Annotated in this window: 17 protein-coding genes and 1 pseudogene; 4 read left to right on the forward strand and 14 right to left on the reverse strand. The window is 41.6% G+C overall.

Features of this window, described 5'->3' with window-relative positions; genetic code table 11:
• Positions 1-3: 3 nt before the first annotated feature.
• Together sdaAA and sdaAB are read right to left on the reverse strand one after the other, a co-directional pair.
• Positions 4-888: an L-serine ammonia-lyase, iron-sulfur-dependent, subunit alpha gene (gene sdaAA / locus HM131_RS11970; RefSeq protein ID WP_085029980.1), complete on the reverse strand. Its 885-nt coding sequence runs from the start codon at positions 886-888 to the stop codon at positions 4-6.
• A gap of 15 nt (positions 889-903) precedes the next feature.
• Positions 904-1,566 carry an L-serine ammonia-lyase, iron-sulfur-dependent subunit beta gene (gene sdaAB / locus HM131_RS11975; protein ID WP_085029981.1) on the reverse strand — a complete coding sequence of 221 codons (663 nt, stop codon included), beginning with the start codon at positions 1,564-1,566 and terminating at the stop codon, positions 904-906.
• 225 nt (positions 1,567-1,791) lie between these two features.
• Here sdaAB and HM131_RS11980 point away from each other — a divergent pair, with 225 nt between their 5' ends.
• Positions 1,792-3,060, forward strand: coding sequence for an NCS2 family permease (locus HM131_RS11980; RefSeq protein ID WP_085029982.1), 1,269 nt, complete (start codon positions 1,792-1,794; stop codon positions 3,058-3,060).
• A 241-nt stretch (positions 3,061-3,301) separates the two neighbouring features.
• On the opposite strand, the gene HM131_RS11985 is transcribed toward HM131_RS11980, so the two are convergent.
• Together HM131_RS11985 and HM131_RS11990 are read right to left on the reverse strand one after the other, a co-directional pair.
• Positions 3,302-3,697, reverse strand: coding sequence for a YuzC family spore coat inner layer protein (locus HM131_RS11985; protein WP_085029983.1), 396 nt, complete (start codon positions 3,695-3,697; stop codon positions 3,302-3,304).
• Between the two features lie 79 nt (positions 3,698-3,776).
• Positions 3,777-4,187, reverse strand: coding sequence for an Hsp20/alpha crystallin family protein (locus tag HM131_RS11990; RefSeq protein WP_085029984.1), 411 nt, complete (start codon positions 4,185-4,187; stop codon positions 3,777-3,779).
• Positions 4,188-4,364: 177 nt separating this feature from the next.
• On the opposite strand from HM131_RS11990, the gene HM131_RS11995 reads away from it, so the two are divergent.
• Both HM131_RS11995 and HM131_RS12000 read left to right on the forward strand, forming a co-directional pair.
• Complete coding sequence (locus HM131_RS11995) at positions 4,365-4,586, forward strand: YuzF family protein (RefSeq protein ID WP_232324773.1); 222 nt, start codon at positions 4,365-4,367, stop codon at positions 4,584-4,586.
• Between the two features lie 15 nt (positions 4,587-4,601).
• Positions 4,602-5,476 (forward strand): annotated as a pseudogene (locus tag HM131_RS12000) (manganese catalase family protein).
• Positions 5,477-5,575: 99 nt separating this feature from the next.
• On the opposite strand, the gene HM131_RS12005 reads toward HM131_RS12000, so the two are convergent.
• Both HM131_RS12005 and HM131_RS12010 read right to left on the reverse strand, forming a co-directional pair.
• On the reverse strand, positions 5,576-7,243 hold the full coding sequence (locus HM131_RS12005) for a DAK2 domain-containing protein (protein ID WP_085029986.1): 1,668 nt from the start codon (positions 7,241-7,243) through the stop codon (positions 5,576-5,578).
• Between the two features lie 31 nt (positions 7,244-7,274).
• Positions 7,275-7,637, reverse strand: a complete 363-nt coding sequence (locus HM131_RS12010) for an Asp23/Gls24 family envelope stress response protein (protein ID WP_085029987.1) — start codon at positions 7,635-7,637, stop codon at positions 7,275-7,277.
• Positions 7,638-7,881: 244 nt separating this feature from the next.
• Here HM131_RS12010 and rpmB point away from each other — a divergent pair, with 244 nt between their 5' ends.
• Positions 7,882-8,070 carry a 50S ribosomal protein L28 gene (gene rpmB / locus HM131_RS12015; protein ID WP_085029988.1) on the forward strand — a complete coding sequence of 63 codons (189 nt, stop codon included), beginning with the start codon at positions 7,882-7,884 and terminating at the stop codon, positions 8,068-8,070.
• 293 nt (positions 8,071-8,363) lie between these two features.
• Here the strand turns inward: rpmB and spoVM are convergent, their stop codons facing one another.
• The 8 genes from spoVM to fmt form a co-directional block, all read right to left on the reverse strand.
• On the reverse strand, positions 8,364-8,444 hold the full coding sequence (spoVM, locus tag HM131_RS12020; RefSeq protein WP_035505439.1) for a stage V sporulation protein SpoVM: 81 nt from the start codon (positions 8,442-8,444) through the stop codon (positions 8,364-8,366).
• Between the two features lie 44 nt (positions 8,445-8,488).
• The gene (locus HM131_RS12025) at positions 8,489-9,151 is read right to left on the reverse strand and encodes a thiamine diphosphokinase (protein ID WP_085029989.1); all 663 of its coding nucleotides are present in this window, start codon (positions 9,149-9,151) and stop codon (positions 8,489-8,491) included.
• Between the two features lie 85 nt (positions 9,152-9,236).
• Positions 9,237-9,887 (reverse strand): ribulose-phosphate 3-epimerase, encoded by a 651-nt coding sequence (gene rpe / locus HM131_RS12030; RefSeq protein ID WP_085029990.1) that lies wholly within the window; start codon positions 9,885-9,887, stop codon positions 9,237-9,239.
• Positions 9,888-9,889: 2 nt separating this feature from the next.
• Complete coding sequence (gene rsgA / locus HM131_RS12035) at positions 9,890-10,771, reverse strand: ribosome small subunit-dependent GTPase A (protein ID WP_085029991.1); 882 nt, start codon at positions 10,769-10,771, stop codon at positions 9,890-9,892.
• Positions 10,772-10,783: 12 nt separating this feature from the next.
• On the reverse strand, positions 10,784-12,784 hold the full coding sequence (gene pknB, locus HM131_RS12040) for a Stk1 family PASTA domain-containing Ser/Thr kinase (RefSeq protein WP_085029992.1): 2,001 nt from the start codon (positions 12,782-12,784) through the stop codon (positions 10,784-10,786).
• The gene (locus HM131_RS12045; RefSeq protein WP_085029993.1) at positions 12,784-13,542 is read right to left on the reverse strand and encodes a Stp1/IreP family PP2C-type Ser/Thr phosphatase; all 759 of its coding nucleotides are present in this window, start codon (positions 13,540-13,542) and stop codon (positions 12,784-12,786) included. The genes pknB and HM131_RS12045 overlap by 1 nt, the downstream gene beginning before the upstream one ends.
• 88 nt (positions 13,543-13,630) lie before the next feature.
• A complete protein-coding gene (gene rsmB, locus HM131_RS12050; RefSeq protein ID WP_085029994.1) occupies positions 13,631-14,977 on the reverse strand; it encodes a 16S rRNA (cytosine(967)-C(5))-methyltransferase RsmB in 1,347 nt (448 codons plus the stop codon).
• Positions 14,970-15,917, reverse strand: coding sequence for a methionyl-tRNA formyltransferase (fmt, locus tag HM131_RS12055; RefSeq protein WP_085029995.1), 948 nt, complete (start codon positions 15,915-15,917; stop codon positions 14,970-14,972). The genes rsmB and fmt overlap by 8 nt, the downstream gene beginning before the upstream one ends.
• Between the last annotated feature and the right edge of the window lie 4 nt (positions 15,918-15,921).

Here is a 15,921-nt window from a genome sequence, read left to right on the forward strand (position 1 = left end):
CATTCACTCTTTCTTCAATGAGATTCCATACACTTTTGCTTCGAGCTCCCTGCCTGTAGGAGTAGCTGCAAGCCCGCCTTGTGCCGTTTCACGAAACGCAGAAGGCATCCGCTGACCCACTTTGTACATAGCATCAATGACCTCATCACAAGGAATACGGCTTGTTACTCCTGCCAACGCCATATCGGCTGCAACTACCGCATTGGATGCGCCCATGGCGTTTCTTTTTACACAAGGAACCTCAACTAGACCAGCTACAGGATCACAAATAAGGCCGAGCATATTTTTCAAAGTAATGGCCATCGCTTCGGCTGATTGGGATGGAGTTCCACCAGCCATTTCAACAATTGCAGCTGCAGCCATTCCTGCTGCTGAACCTACTTCAGCCTGACATCCTCCTGCTGCTCCGGAGATCGAAGCATTATTAGCTACAACAAAACCGAAGGCTCCTGAAGTGAAGAGGTAGCGTACCATTTGTTCACGCGTTGGGTTCAACTGGTTCTTAACAGCGAAAAGCGTTCCAGGTACACAACCAGCGCTACCAGCAGTAGGCGTCGCACAAATAGTTCCCATCGCAGCATTCACTTCATTTGTGGCAACAGCTTTACTGACAGCGTCCATCAATAAATTTCCTGATAAGGGTGTGTGGTTCTTCATGTAGTTTTGAATTAGAACAGCATCCCCGCCCGTTAAGCCGCTATGGGATTTAACTCCCTTTAATCCGTCTTCGATCGCCTTTTCCATGACATCTAGGTTTTTCTCCATCTGTCCTACGACTTCTTCACGTGTCAGTTGTTTAACTTCCATCTCTTGACGAATCATAACTTCTGAAATTTGTATATTTTGACTTTCAGCGAGTTCTACTAGTTCTGCAACATTTCTAAACATCGTGCTGCTCCTTTCTTATTCGGAAATTTTAGCGACTTGAATGATGTGATCGGCACGCTCAAGCTCACTTAACACAGTATCATCAATATTCTGGTCCATTTCTATCACCATCAAGGCCTGCTCTCCCTGGGCTTTCCGAGATACTTCCATACGTCCAATATTGATTTCGTTCTTAGCAAGTATGGCTGTAGCCGATGCAATAGCTCCATACCGATCGTTATGGATAAGAAGAATTGCAGGATGGCTTCCTGAAAGGTTAAGGTCGAACCCGTTCAGTTCAGTAATTTCTGCTTTACCTCCACCGATAGAGATTCCTACAAGCTCTAATTCGCCGTCATCATCGCCTATTTTTAAGCGCGCAGTATTCGGGTGATCGGTATGGGCCTCTTCTTCGTGAAATCGGATCTTCATTCCATTTTTTCGAGCTGTTTCAAGCGCTTGTCCGATCCTTTCATCAAATGTTTCATAGTCAAGTAAGCCACCGATGATTGCCACATCGGTACCGTGACCTTTATATGTTTTTGCGAATGAGCCATACAGATGGACATGCGCATATTTAGGTTCTCGTCCAAAAAGGTGGCGGGCGGCTCTGCCAATACGGGCAGCCCCTGCCGTATGTGAACTGGATGGTCCAATCATGACTGGACCGATGATATCAAACACAGATCTGTATTTCATTTCTCTTCACCATCCCTTAAATGTCTACCTCTATTTTAAAAAGAAAACGCTTTCTATCTCAAGGTAGCCCACAAGTATTTTATCACATTGCCCACTGAAATGATTAACATTTACAAAAATCCAACAAGAATTATTGATTAATGCCGGACAAAGAGGTAAAATTGATGTTTGTGGGTTACACGGTAACCGGGCGGGAGAGGGATAATTTCATAGAGGTAGATTGTTATGCTAAAACAGCATACAAAGCAAGTCAGCTGGAAGAAAGAATTTATGGCTGGCTTAATCGGTTACTTCACAACAGTGTACATCGTGGCCGTTAACAGTCAAATTCTCGAGAGTGCTGGTCTGCCGCTTGAAAGCGGTATGGTTGCAACAATTCTTGCCAGCGCCATCGGCTGTTTGATCATGGCTATATACGCCAAAGCGCCTATGGTTCTCATTCCAGGGATGGGAGTCAATGCTCTGTTTGCCTATTCTATAGTAGAAGGTACAGGCCTGAATTTTCAAGAAGGACTAGCCGTGGTGTTGATGGCCTCTCTCTTATTTCTAGTGACAGCTTTTACTAGATTAGGAGATTGGCTGAAGCATGCGATTCCAGAATCATTGAAGCATGCGATAACGGTTGGACTGGGAATGTTTCTAACTTTGATCGGTTTAGAAAAAGGCGGCCTTGTCGTTCGAGGTGAACACTCATTGATTACTTTAGGAAATCCCTCATCTGCCATGGTGATTACAAGTCTTTTAACCTTGTTCATCGGTATATTCCTTTTCACAAGAAATGTACCAGGAAACTTTCTTGTCACAATGGTGGTGGGTACGGTCATCGCATATTTCACTGGCATATTAAATCAGCCAGGAGAGATGATTTCCTTAAAAGAACAATCGTGGGTGTTCATGCCCGACTTCAGCAGCATCGGAGAATTTGGATTTTGGATGGCTGTATTTCCTTTAGCCATCGTTCTGATCTTTGAGAATATGGGATTAATTCATGGACAATTGAGCATGCTAGGCCAAGAAGACAAATTCAAACGTTCTTACCAAGCCACAGCTTTCGCCTCCCTGACTAGCGGTCTTTTCGGTACATCACCGACTGTGTCCTCAGCAGAGAGTGCAGCTGTCATTGCTTCCGGTGGAAAAACTGGAAGAGCAGCTTTAACGATGGGGGCCCTGTTCATCGGTACGCTTTTATTGATCCCATGGATCTCAATGGTACCTTCCACGGCAATCAGCCCGATTCTTATCATAGTCGGTGCACTTATGGTCCAAAACATAAGGGAGATACCACTCGATCAGCTGTCTGAATCAATGCCGGCTTTCCTAATCATTGTTATGATTCCATTCACCTACTCCATCGCTGACGGAATGGCCTTCGGTTTCATTGCTTATCCGATTGTGAAAATAGCGATCGGAAAACAAAGAGAACTATCGACGCCTGTCGTCCTTATAGCCATGGTCTTTCTCATTGAATTTATCATGCGAACCCTCGGGCATTAATTTGAGTGTGGAGGCGACTGTTTAGCGACGTACGGACTGGACTGAGCTGGAGAAGATAAAGGAAACACGGAGAGCGAAGCGATTTGATGTTGACTTATCGTACAGAAGCGAGGGAAGTCTCGATAGTCGCTAGGAGCCGAAACCGGATAATAAAAAAGTGTGGAATCGCCTTGAAAAAATACTATATTTTACTATCAAAAACACCCTCCGTGAAAAATTGGAGGGTGTTTTTTGTGATTGTCTACCACTTCAATGCAATCCTTAAGTGACAGCAGTCGATATTGTTAACATCTGATTGAAGTTTTATCGTGAGCCCGTCTGGATTATAATCCGTCTCCATTTCAGCATCCAATCCTGTTGATTTTAAAAGCTGCTTAACCTTTTGGTTCTCGTTTTTTTGAGCAGCATCCATCACTTGTTTAGCAAAGGATTTTGAGTTTGCAAGTTTCTGTATAAGATGATCAGCTTTTAACATCAATTGATGCATTTGCAGGGCAGAACTCGTGAATGTACTAGGGTTAACTGGAGGATAAACTCGATGAGGCCAAACTTCATAACGCGGATAAGGAAAATAATGTGGCGGAGGATAGGTGTAATATGGTGCATTACTGGGGTAGATGTATCTGTGCCATCGCATTCTTAACACCCCTTTTCGCATCATTCACTAAAGTGTATGTAAAAATTGAGGGAAGGGGAAGTTGTCATGCCCTATCCCTTTATCTTACTTTAGGAATATAAAATGTGGTTACTCCATCATTATAAGTTGTTACTATATCTTTCTTAGTTAAACCTTTTGAAATTGGAATAAACCTTTCCACACGCTGATAAGATCTTTCCTCACTGGAGAATCCGTTCTTGGCATTTTGGAATATGGACTCTTTAGATTCCTCCACCTCTATCCTTAAAAATCCATCGATTACATTATACCGGAGTTGTTCTTTCGTTACTCCTTCCACTTCTATCAGAAAATGGTCAGGCGTCTCAAAAGTTTTGATCCCCAACGGGAGCGGGCGTATTGTAGAACTGATCCTACCCAAAGCATTTTCAAAAAAGGAATCAACACTTTTCAAAAGTTTGTAAATAGATTCATCAAATATTTCCGGCAAGTCATTTCGTTTGTGTCTCAAAACCTCTCCCCTCTCTTCCTACACTAACAACATATGCCCAATTAAAAATATTGACATCCTTATAAAAATAAAATGTGTAATTGCCCAAATAGATTTCACAGCTGATTCTCCTATCCAATAATAATGTCAATGCTTACATATACATCTAAAGACCATTTTAGTAAGGAGCTCAATTATGTGAACCAGCAAAACATTTCTATGACTTCTTGGATTGACCCTTATGTATATCAGACTTTGTCATCCATTACAGGGACAAATGTCGTTGTCCAAACATCACAGGGCTCACTAAGAGGACCGCTTAAAAATGTCATGCCCGATCACATAGTGGTCGAGGTCAGTGGAAACCCTTTTTTCATCAGGACCCAAGAAATTGTTTGGGTGACCCCTTCTCAATTCTAAGTAATAAGGTATAACATGTTTAAACGTATTAACCGAATGCAGATTCACCTTTCAATTCCTGAACATGGTGATGCGAACGCCGCTGCAGCTGTCCAAGAGCTTCTGGGAGGAAAATTTGGAGAAATGTCGACGTACCAATCATTTGGTTTCAGAAACAAAAAAAGTTTAAACCATTTTACGATTTAGTAGCAAGTATTACAGCTGAAGAATTCGGTCATGTAGAGCTTGTCAATCAATCGATTAACTTATTAATGAGGGGTGTTACTTTTTCAGGAGACCCTGACATCACACCACTCCAGAATGGTTTGAACAAACGAAATACTTATCATTTTATAGCCTCTGCTCAAACTGCGCTGCCTTTTGATTCAATGGGTAAATCATGGACAGGGGACTATGTGTTCAATAGCGGAAATCTCGTCCTTGATTTGCTGCACAACTTCTTAATGGAGTTAGGGGCAAGAACCCATAAAATGAGAGTTTACGAAATGACCAATCACCCGACTGCGCGTGAGATGATTGGCTATCTTCTTGTCCGGGGAGGTACACATGCCCTTGCTTACGCAAAAGCTCTCGAAATAGCTACAGGAGTCGACGTCAAGAAAATGATTCCTGTGCCTGATTTAGATAACACACAATTTGATTACGCCAGACCATTCATCGACCAGGGACTCGACAATATCCTTTATACATGGAGTGATACAGATTATAAGGACATTAACCAAATCTGGAAAGGAACTAATCCAGAAAACGGTAAAAAGCTCATCGTTAAACAAGGAACTCCAGAAGGAGCTCCGATTCCTGATTTAGAAGACTTGCCCGAAGAGTTCGCTCCAGGAATTGATCGAGACGACTACGAACGTATTGCCAAGAAACTAATGGAAAACCACTAATAAATCTCAAATAGACTTGATTCATCCCAACCAACAGTATTCCGAAGGCTTACCAATAAATTAATAAATAAAAAGCGCAGCTTAATCGCTGCGCTTCATTTATTCAACAGAAAAGATGTATGGATAGATAGGTTGTCCACCGTTATGAATTTCGACTTCCAAATCCTCAAATGTATCTTCGATATACGCTTCGAGTTCTGCAACATCTTTTTCATCCACGTCTTCACCGGTTAGAATTGTAAGAATTTCATCCTCATCTTCATCAATCATTTGATTCAACAGCGTTTTGGCTGTCGCCAAAGCTTCTTTATCTGTAGCTGAGATTTTTCCTTCTGAGATGCCCATGAAGTTGCCTTTTTCAATCGTTAGCCCTTCAATTTGTGTGTCCCTAACAGCATAGGTAATCTGCCCAGTTTTTACTTCACTAAGCAAACCGGTCATCTCATCCTTATTCGTTTCAAAATCAGCTTCTGGATTATAACCTAACAGAGCGCTCATCCCTTGAGGTATTGTCTTTGAAGGAATGACAGACACTTCACCTTCAGCCATCTCAGCCGCTTGCTCTGCAGCCATAACGATGTTTTTATTGTTAGGTAAAATAAATACTTTGTTAGCATGAGCTTGTTTAATCGCCTCAGATATATCCTGTGTACTTGGATTCATCGTCTGGCCTCCTTGGATAACGACTGTCGCTCCAAGACTTTCAAAAAGCTTCTTGATTCCATCACCCATGCTTACAGTAACGATGCCATATTCAGCTTTTTCTTTTGCCGGCTTCTTCACATTTTTCTTTTCTCCTACGATGGAGGTATGCTGCTCACGCATATTTTCAATCTTCATATTAACCAAGCTGCCAAATTGTTGGCCAAGGCTTAAGGCCTGCCCAGGATATTCAGCGTGAACGTGAACTTTGATTAATTCTTCATCTGAAACAACTAGCAATGAATCCCCCAGTTCACTCAATTGCTGCCTAAATTGATCTTCATCATAAGGATTTTCAGCTAGCTTATCTTCTTCAAATTTGACCATAAATTCTGTACAATATCCAAATTCAATATCTTCTGTATTCATGAAGTCTTGAGCCAGCTTGTGATGTTCTGCATTAACCATATCATCCATAGAAACAACTTCTTCGATGTCCGGCATCTCTTCGCCTTTCAGATTTGCTAACATTCCTTCATAAATGGTTAAGAGTCCTTGCCCTCCACTATCAACAACTCCGACCTCTTTTAATACTGGCAGAAGCTCTGGAGTCCGTTTTAGGGAAGATTTTGCCTCTTCAACAACACCTTCAATGAATGCCAAGAAATCACTTTCTTTTGCGGCTAATGATACAGATGCTTCAGCAGAGTCTTTGGCAACGGTCAATATCGTGCCTTCGACCGGTTTCATCACAGCTTTATAAGCTGTTTCAACTCCCCCCTGCAATGCATCAGAAAAATCCTTAGTTGTAAGAACCTCTTTGGCTTCAATAGCTCTTGAGAATCCTCTGAATAATTGCGAAAGAATAACGCCGGAGTTCCCGCGTGCTCCCATCAATAATCCTTTGGCTAGCGCTTTAGAGACGTCACCAGCATGATTCTGATCAACAGCTTTTACTTCTTCCGCGCCTGAAGTCATTGATAAATTCATGTTGGTTCCTGTATCTCCATCTGGAACGGGGAATACATTGAGAGCGTCAATCATTTGAGAATTTTTATTCAAATGATGAGCTCCCTGTAAGATCATTTCGGCTAATGTTTTGCCGTCTAGCTTTTGTAACGTCACGCTTACTTCCTCCTTTGACTGCACCGCTTACCTAATCGCTCGTTACCCGAACACCCTGTATGAAAATGTTCACAGAATCTACGGATAAACCAACTGTTTTATTGAGTGTATATTTGACCTGTGATTGTACGTTGTGTGCAACTTCAGATATTTTTGTACCATAGCTTACAATGATATACATGTCTATATGAAGGTTATCGTCTTCCTGTCTGACTACGACACCTTTCGAGAAGTTTTCTTTGCGAAGCATTTCTGTAAATCCATCACGAATTTGATTTTTTGAAGCCATGCCCACGATTCCATAGCACTCAACTGCTGCTCCCCCTGCAATGGTGGAGATGACTTCATTACTGATGGTAATATGACCATATTTATTATTCAAATCAACGGACATATATATCCTCCTTTATACTGCTCATCTTCTATCCCTTATTATAACACAATGAAAGGGATGAAAACGCTATGATTACGTACAGAAAATGAGACTGTTACCCCTACTATACTTTGTATCAATTCATAGTATCTGTCAAGAGAAAATTCTTGATATAATTTCAGCTGCTATATTGCAAACATACATTTGATATGATACAGTTACTAAGTATCTGATGATTTATGTAAGTAACAGGAGGGATTTTCATATGGCACGCAGAAGCGTAATTTCTGGTAAAGGTACACGTTCCGGAAACCACCGTTCACACGCAATGAACGCTAATAAACGTAAATTTAAAGCTAATGTACAAAAAGTACGTATCCTAGTGGATGGCAAACCTAAAAAAGTTTATGTCACTGCTCGTGAATTGAAATCTGGTAAAGTACAACGTGTATAATTAACAAAGCACATTCATCGAAGAATGATCTTCGATTAAAAAAAGCACCCCCTTGGAGGGTGCTTTTTTTATGCTTGCATATTTATCCTTAGAATTTTGATACCAAAGTGGTTCCGCTATGAATTATATTAGAGGAAATCACCGCTGGTAATTGAAGATAGGTACGACACCATTTAAATGTTGTTTAATTGATGCCTATTCGTTATTTTATAAGAACAAGACCCGCATCGTGGCAAATGCCTTACGAATGCGGGTCTTGTTCTAGGGAATCTGTCTTAATTGACTGACACACCTTAGTCTTTTTTAAAAGTACTTATGACTGCGCGTACTAAACCCCCGACAAATCTTGGGAGTTTGATCGTATAAAACTTCAAAGAGCCCCCTCCTCATATATAAAGCTAATGCGAAACGCCCTTCGTTATCCTCTATTAGGCAAGTCTTTACTTCTTATTACTAAGAGTATGCCAGACTCAAAAGAAAAAGTACCTGCTTCTTGAATCAGCCTGTTTGATATGCATAAGGTCGAACCATATGGAAGATAAGCCTCAGTTAATGGATAATAAAATCCAGTGAGCGTCAGTTTCTTCACTTCCAGTGTAATTGGAAGAAAAGAAAGATAAGGATAATGCTCATCCGCTTCAATTGTATGCACCCCTGAAGAAACTAATTCCACCTGATTTTGTACATCGATAATTTTGGCCTGAACATTTTTTTGCATTAAAGGATAAAGAAGCTGGATGTTGGCGAGGGAATGATCCATTCTTCCACCCGTTACTCCGAATAATAGAATATGCTGAGGCTCCCATTTCAGTGCTTTCCTAATGGCAAGTTCAAGATCTGTTTCGTCCTTTTCATTTGGATACACTTCGTACGCTGCAGACTTTTCCTTAATTTTTTCTAGAGAAGCTTTACTGACAGAATCGAAATCCCCAATAGAGAAATCTGGAATTAATTCTCTTTCAAGTAATACTTCTGCTCCCTGATCTGCTCCAATCCAAAGCACTCCGTCTTTGTCGTAGGCAGTTAAATCCGGAATAAAAGTTTTTGGTCCTCCTCCAATTATGGCTACCGTTCTACTCAAGTTATTTTCACCTCACTTAAAGAAAAAGCCCAACGGAACCGCACATGCAATTCCCTGGGCTTTTTTTGCAATATTGACCTTTGCTTTACAAGGATCTTCGAATTAAATCGATAGCCTCTTTACGATCAGGTTGATTGAAAATCGCACTGCCCGCAACAAGGACATCAGCTCCTGCTTCCACACAAACAGAAGCAGTTTCTGCTTTTACGCCGCCATCTACTTCAATTTCGAAGGATAACCCAAGCTCTTCTCGCCATTGTGCTATTTCACCAATTTTCGGTACGACGGATTCAATAAACGATTGTCCACCAAACCCAGGATTAACCGTCATAAGAAGAACTAAATCCACATCAGCTAAAATCGGTTTGATCATTTCAGCAGGGGTAGCAGGATTGATCACCACTCCAGCTTTTACTCCATGGCTTTTGATCAATTGGATGGTCCGATGCAAATGAGGACAAGCTTCCTGATGAACAGTGATGATATCTGAACCTGCTTTTGCAAAAGCTTCAATATAATAGTCTGGATTTTCAATCATTAAATGGACATCCAGCGGTAAAGAAGTTTTCGGACGAATCGCATCGACAATCAATGGACCAATCGTAATGTTAGGAACAAAATGACCATCCATGACGTCAACATGGATATAATCGGCTCCTGCTTTCTCAACATCCTGAATTTCCTCACCAAGTTTGGCAAAGTCGGATGCAAGAATGGATGGTGCAATTTTAGTCATAATTAATACCTCGGCTTTCTTTTCTGTATTTCTTCAAGGAACTGTAAATAGTGCTCATATCTCTGTCCAGATATCTTCCCTTCAGACACAGCTGCTTTAACGGCACACTTTGGTTCTTTATTATGAAGGCAGCCTCTGAATTTGCATCCATCCTGAACTTCGACAAATTCAGGAAAACACTCAGGCAATTGCTCAGTTTCCAAATCACCGAACTCTAGCGAACTGAAACCTGGAGTGTCGGCAACAAGTCCTCTTGCAATTTCGTACAATTCTACATGTCTTGTGGTGTGTTTACCTCTTCCCAGACTCTCTGAAATCTCATTCGTATCAATCGCTAGCCTAGGATCGATGGAATTTAGTAATGATGACTTTCCAACACCGGACTGACCAGCAATGACTGTGGTCCGTCCTGCAAGATGGGATTGAACTTGATCCATTGCTTCTTCATCATCGACAGCTGACAGAATAACAGGATAACCAATCGCTTCATACATTTGCTTATAGTCCTTCATCTTTTCTGTTTGCTCATCAGTTAATTGATCCATTTTTGAAATTACAATAAATGGTTCAATCCTTTTAGCTTCAACGAGTACTAAGAAGCGATCCAGCAAGAGAGCATTAAAATCTGGATGCATAGCTGATGTGACGATCAGCGCTTGATCAACGTTTGCAATGGGCGGCCGAACAAACTCATTTTTTCTTTCTTCTATGGAGAGAATATAGCCTTCATCTTGTTTTTCAGCTTTAAATTCAACCATGTCACCAACCAGAGGTGAGACTTTACGCTTTCTAAAATTCCCTCTGCCTCTGCATTGATAAACTGCGCCTTCATGCCATACGTAATAAAAACCACTTAGCGCTTTAATTATTTTCCCTACCGGCATGCTATTACCTTCTTAATATTCAACAGTGCCTTCATCAATTACTTGTTCACCTCTTTGAACTTTATACGATGCCTCTGAACCGGGCTCTATCGTCAGTTCGATATCAAATGAAGTGGTTTCTTTAATCGTTTCCTTCCTGCTCACTTCAGATATATCGCTGTCCATATCACCTACATAGATGAGTACTTCCTGTTCTGTTTCTTCTGATTCTTCATCAAAAGGTACTTCGACCGTAACGGTTTCTGTTCTTGGGGGCTCCTCTTTTGGTCCTAAGGAGACAGTTATTGATACTGTAGAACCTTCTTTAACCTCAGTTCCTGCTTCAGGATCTTGAGAAATCACTTGTCCTTGAGGGGATTGTGAATAATTTTCTGTTGGATCAACTTTTAATTTTTTGTTGGATAAGTAATTCGTCGCTTCTTCTTGGGTCATCCCTCTCAAATTATCTACCTCGACCATAGGCGGGCCGCTGCTAACCTCAAAAATGACACTAATCTGGTCTGGTAATACCTTGTCCCCAGGCTCTGGTGCCACTTGAGTGATGATTTCTCCTTCAGGTTGATCGCTTGGCTCTCTGTAGGATCGGATTGAATTATATCCTTTATCCTTAAGTTCCTGCTCTACTCGCTCAAATTGTTGACCAGTATAATCCTCGAATTCATCTTTCTCTCTTCCAAGACTAGAATAAACAGTAACCTCAGATTCTTCTTTAATAATTCGTCCCTCTTCAGGATCTGTTCTTACAACCATGCCCTCCTGAACCTCTTCCGAATGCATGGTCTCCCGCTTCACATTAAGATTGAGATCGTTCAATCGACTGTAAGCTTCTTCATATTCCATTCCTGTGACGTCGATCATTTCTACATTTGCAGGTTGGACGATCCCGGGAATAGTGAAAATGGCAATGAGACCTCCGATAAGAAGTAGTGCTAATAGGGAGACCACCCATGGCCATGCTTTTCGTTTTTTCTTTTTCTTCTTAACTGAGGGCTGTGAAGAATTCTTGTTTTCCGAGTCCGGACGTTCATTAACGATCTTCTTTGTATTGGACGTACTCGGACTAGAGTTCGTGTGAATAATAGTATTCTCTTCAGGCTGTTCGCCGTAAGCATCTTGAGTTATGACTGGAATGGCCTTTGTCTTTTCGTCTTCATCTTCCTCTGGAACTTGGAACTCTGGCTCATTTAATCGTTCGGGTTCTAGAGACGTTTCTAAGTCAGCTTCCATATCATAGACCGATTCATAACGATGGAATGGATCCTTGGCAGTCGCTTTCAATACAATATTTTCGACACTTTGAGGTAAATCATTGATCCACCTCTTCAAGGATGGAGTTTCATGCTGTAAATGTTTTAGAGCAATTGAAACCGGGGACTCGCCTGAAAAAGGCAGACGCCCCGTTAACAATTCAAAGAAAACGATTCCCAGGGAGTAGACATCAGATTTTTTTGTAGCCATTCCGCCTCTAGCCTGCTCAGGTGAAAGATAGTGAACAGATCCTAGCACTGAATTTGTCTGAGTCAACGCTGTAGCACTTAGTGCCATGGCTATACCAAAGTCAGTCACTTTCACATGACCATAGTGATCAATCAGGATATTCTGTGGCTTAATATCCCTATGGACGATTTCATTATCATGGGCGTGGGAAATAGCTGAAGTTACTTGTCTCATAATGTCAACGGCTTCCGAGATTTCAATGGGACTATGCTGCTGAATATATTGCTTCAACGTCATACCGTCAACATACTCCATCACCATATAGTAGATGTCGTCTTCTTCGCCAACATCATATATATTGACAATATTCGGATGAGACAAGCTTGTTGCGGATTGAGCTTCTCTGTGAAACCTCGCAATAAATTCTTCATCGTTTCCGTGCTCGAGTCGCAAAACTTTGATCGCAACATTACGATCTAATATGATGTCATGAGCTAAATAGACGTTAGCCATTCCACCGCCGCCTATCATCTCCCCTATTTGATAACGTTCACTAAGGAGACGGTCGTTCAGCATTACTCAGCACCCTCTTTCTCAGCAGTACGGTCATAATGCACCACGGCAAGAGTAATGTTGTCTTCTCCACCACGTTCATTGGCTAAATCCACGAACTTTTGACAAAATTCTGACCAGTCACCTTCGTAGTCTGAAAGCCCTGAGAGCTCATCATCACGGACTTTATTCGTTAATCCATCTGTACATAACAAGAGACGGTCATCCGGTTCAAAAGCTAAAGTATGAATATCAGCAGTGATATCATATTCTGTCCCCAAAGCTTTAAGAAGTACATTTTTTCGAGGGTGATGTTCAGCCTGCTCTTCAGTTATCTGTCCAGATCGCACAAGTTCGTTTACAAGAGAATGATCTTCCGTTAACTGTTTGAATCCAAAGGAATTGGCCATATAACAGCGGCTGTCTCCTATGTGTGCGACCGTAAAAAATTGTTTGGTACATACAACAACGACCACAGTCGTTCCCATTCCGTAACAGTCCTCGTGTCTTTCTGCATAATCTTTAATTTCAAGATTAACAGATTGAATAGAATCTTTTACCCACTGTTCTGATTGCTCAGGTGATTGTAAGGCTTCAGTTTCCTGCCATCGTTTATGTAACCGGGATATTGCAAGTTCACTTGCCACATCACCTGCACGGTGCCCACCCATGCCGTCTGCGACTACTGCAAGAATTTGGCCGGCATCATTCTTAAACACTCCACCAGCATCTTCATTATGATTTCTTACTTTTCCTTGATCTGTTAGAAAATAACCATTCATGGACTCACCTCATTTCTGTTGCCCCCTTCCCGTTATGTACAGTGGAAGGGAGCTCAATTAGGTAATTTTTTCATAAGACTGCAGTGTTTTATTTTTTCACTAGCCTTGTTAGGAAAAAACCATCCGTATCCCATTGATATGGAAAGATCTGTAGTCCGTACTCACTCAACCCTTCCGATTGCTGCAACGGCTCTGGAAGATCTGAAACAAAGTCTGGATCTATTGAAAAGTCTGGATGATTATTTAAGAAATGCTTAATGGCTTCTTCGTTTTCATGCTGGTCTACGGTACATGTACTATATATGAATTTGCCATCTTCCTTAAGAAGTGGAGCTATATGTTCTAGTAGATCATCCTGTATCTTCCTCAAGGAAAAAATATCTTCTACTTTTTTATGATACTTAATATCGGGTTTTCCTCTAAGAACACCCAAGCCTGAACATGGAGCATCGAGCAATATTCGATCAAAACTCTGACCAGAGTGAATGTCTTGCAATGTTCTTGAATCCGCCTGAGCAGCATCAATTGAAGTTAGCTGAAGCTGTTCCGCCTTCTTACTAACCATTTTAGCCTTTTTTTCATGCAAATCATACGCAAGAATTTGACCAGTATCATTCATTTTTTCAGCAATATGTGTTGTTTTTCCTCCTGGTGCGCTACAGGCGTCCAGGACAGTCAAACCTTCTTCCAAATTCATCATCTCTGCTACAAGCATGGAGCTTTGATCCTGAACAGTCAATTTTCCATCCATAAATAATGGATGGTTTAAAATATTGCCTTGAGATACGATGAGACCTTGTTCTGAAAAGATACTTTCTCCGACTTCATATCCATCTCTTTCAAGTTCCTCTATTGCAGCACTTCTAGAGATTCTCATCGGCTGCACCCTGACAGACATGGGCAAATGCTGCATATTGGCGCGGCACATATTTGTCGTAACTTCTTCACCGTATTGCTCCATCCAACGTTCAACCAGCCACCTAGGATGGCTTGTCTCAACTGCAATACGTTCAATCAGATCAGAAATCTCGTTCAAATCTCTCGTCTCGTTCCTCTGTACATTACGCAATACTCCGTTAGTTAAAGAGGAAATTCCTTTATGTCCTTTTTTCTTGGCTATTTCGACAGCTTCATGAAGAATGGCGTGATCAGGAACACGCTCCAAAAATTTCATTTGATAGACAGACATGTATAAGAGCCATTTTACCCATGGCTTTAATTTTTTCTGCTTCGATAAATAAGGCTGCAGATAATAGTCAATCAAATCTCTTCTTTGTAGTGTTCCATATACGATTTCTGTCAGCAAGCCACCGTCTTGAGGGGACAAGTTTTGTTTTTTAATTTCTCTGTCAAGGAGCACATGGCTGAACCCGCCCTGTTCACCGATTCTTGTAAGAAGGTGAAGGGCCGTTTCTCTGAGAACATATTTACTCATCGTTCTCCCCCAAACGATCGCCCTCAGAAAGAGATTGCCCAGCCCCATTAATGAAGGATTCCCCATTCATTTTCTTTTTCCCAGATGGCTGTAATTCTACTATTTTTAAAGCTTTTCGATCACCTGTCTGAACGAGAAAACCATTTTCGTCAACTCTAACGACTGTTCCAGGCTGCTCGTCAAATGTACCGTTTACTTTCTCGGCCCACCATATTTTCAGTGGTTTGCCTTTCCAAAAAGTGAAAGCCACAGGCCATGGATGTAATCCACGAACATGGTTGTAAACCGTTTGCTGGTCCTTTGACCAATCAATAAGCTCCTGTTCACGTTTAATGTTCGAAGCGAAAGTTGCCGTTCCGTGATCCTGTTCCTCTGCCTCTATCTCTCCTTTTAGCAACTTAGGAAGAGTTTGAGCCAGTAAATCAGCACCAGCTACTGAAAGCTTATCGTGGAGAGTTCCAACATGATCTTCATCGTCAATCGGAACGGTCACTTTGGCAAGCATGTCTCCTGCATCCAATTTCTTAACCATATACATAATGGTTACACCAGTCTCCTTCTTCCCTTGAAGGATGGCATAATGAATCGGCGCACCGCCTCTCAACTCTGGCAATAAAGAAGCATGGACGTTAATGCATCCATATGTAGGTGCCTCCAGAAGGGCCTCGGGCAAAATCTGTCCGAATGCCGCCGTCACGATTAAATCAGGTTCGTGTTTCAATACCTCTTCATACTCGTTCTTGATCTTCTCTGGCTGGAAAACTGGAATACCATGTTTTTCAGCAGCCATTTTTACAGGAGGTGGTGTCATCACCTTTTTTCTGCCTTTAGGTCGGTCAGGCTGTGTTATGACTAGGACCACTTCGTAACCATCTTCTACGATGCGGTCCAGGACTGGGACTGCAAAATCAGGTGTCCCCATAAATGCAATTCGTGTCATGATG

Origin of the sequence: Halobacillus mangrovi (genome assembly GCF_002097535.1) — a bacterium.
Lineage (GTDB): Bacteria > Bacillota > Bacilli > Bacillales > Halobacillaceae > Halobacillus > Halobacillus mangrovi_A.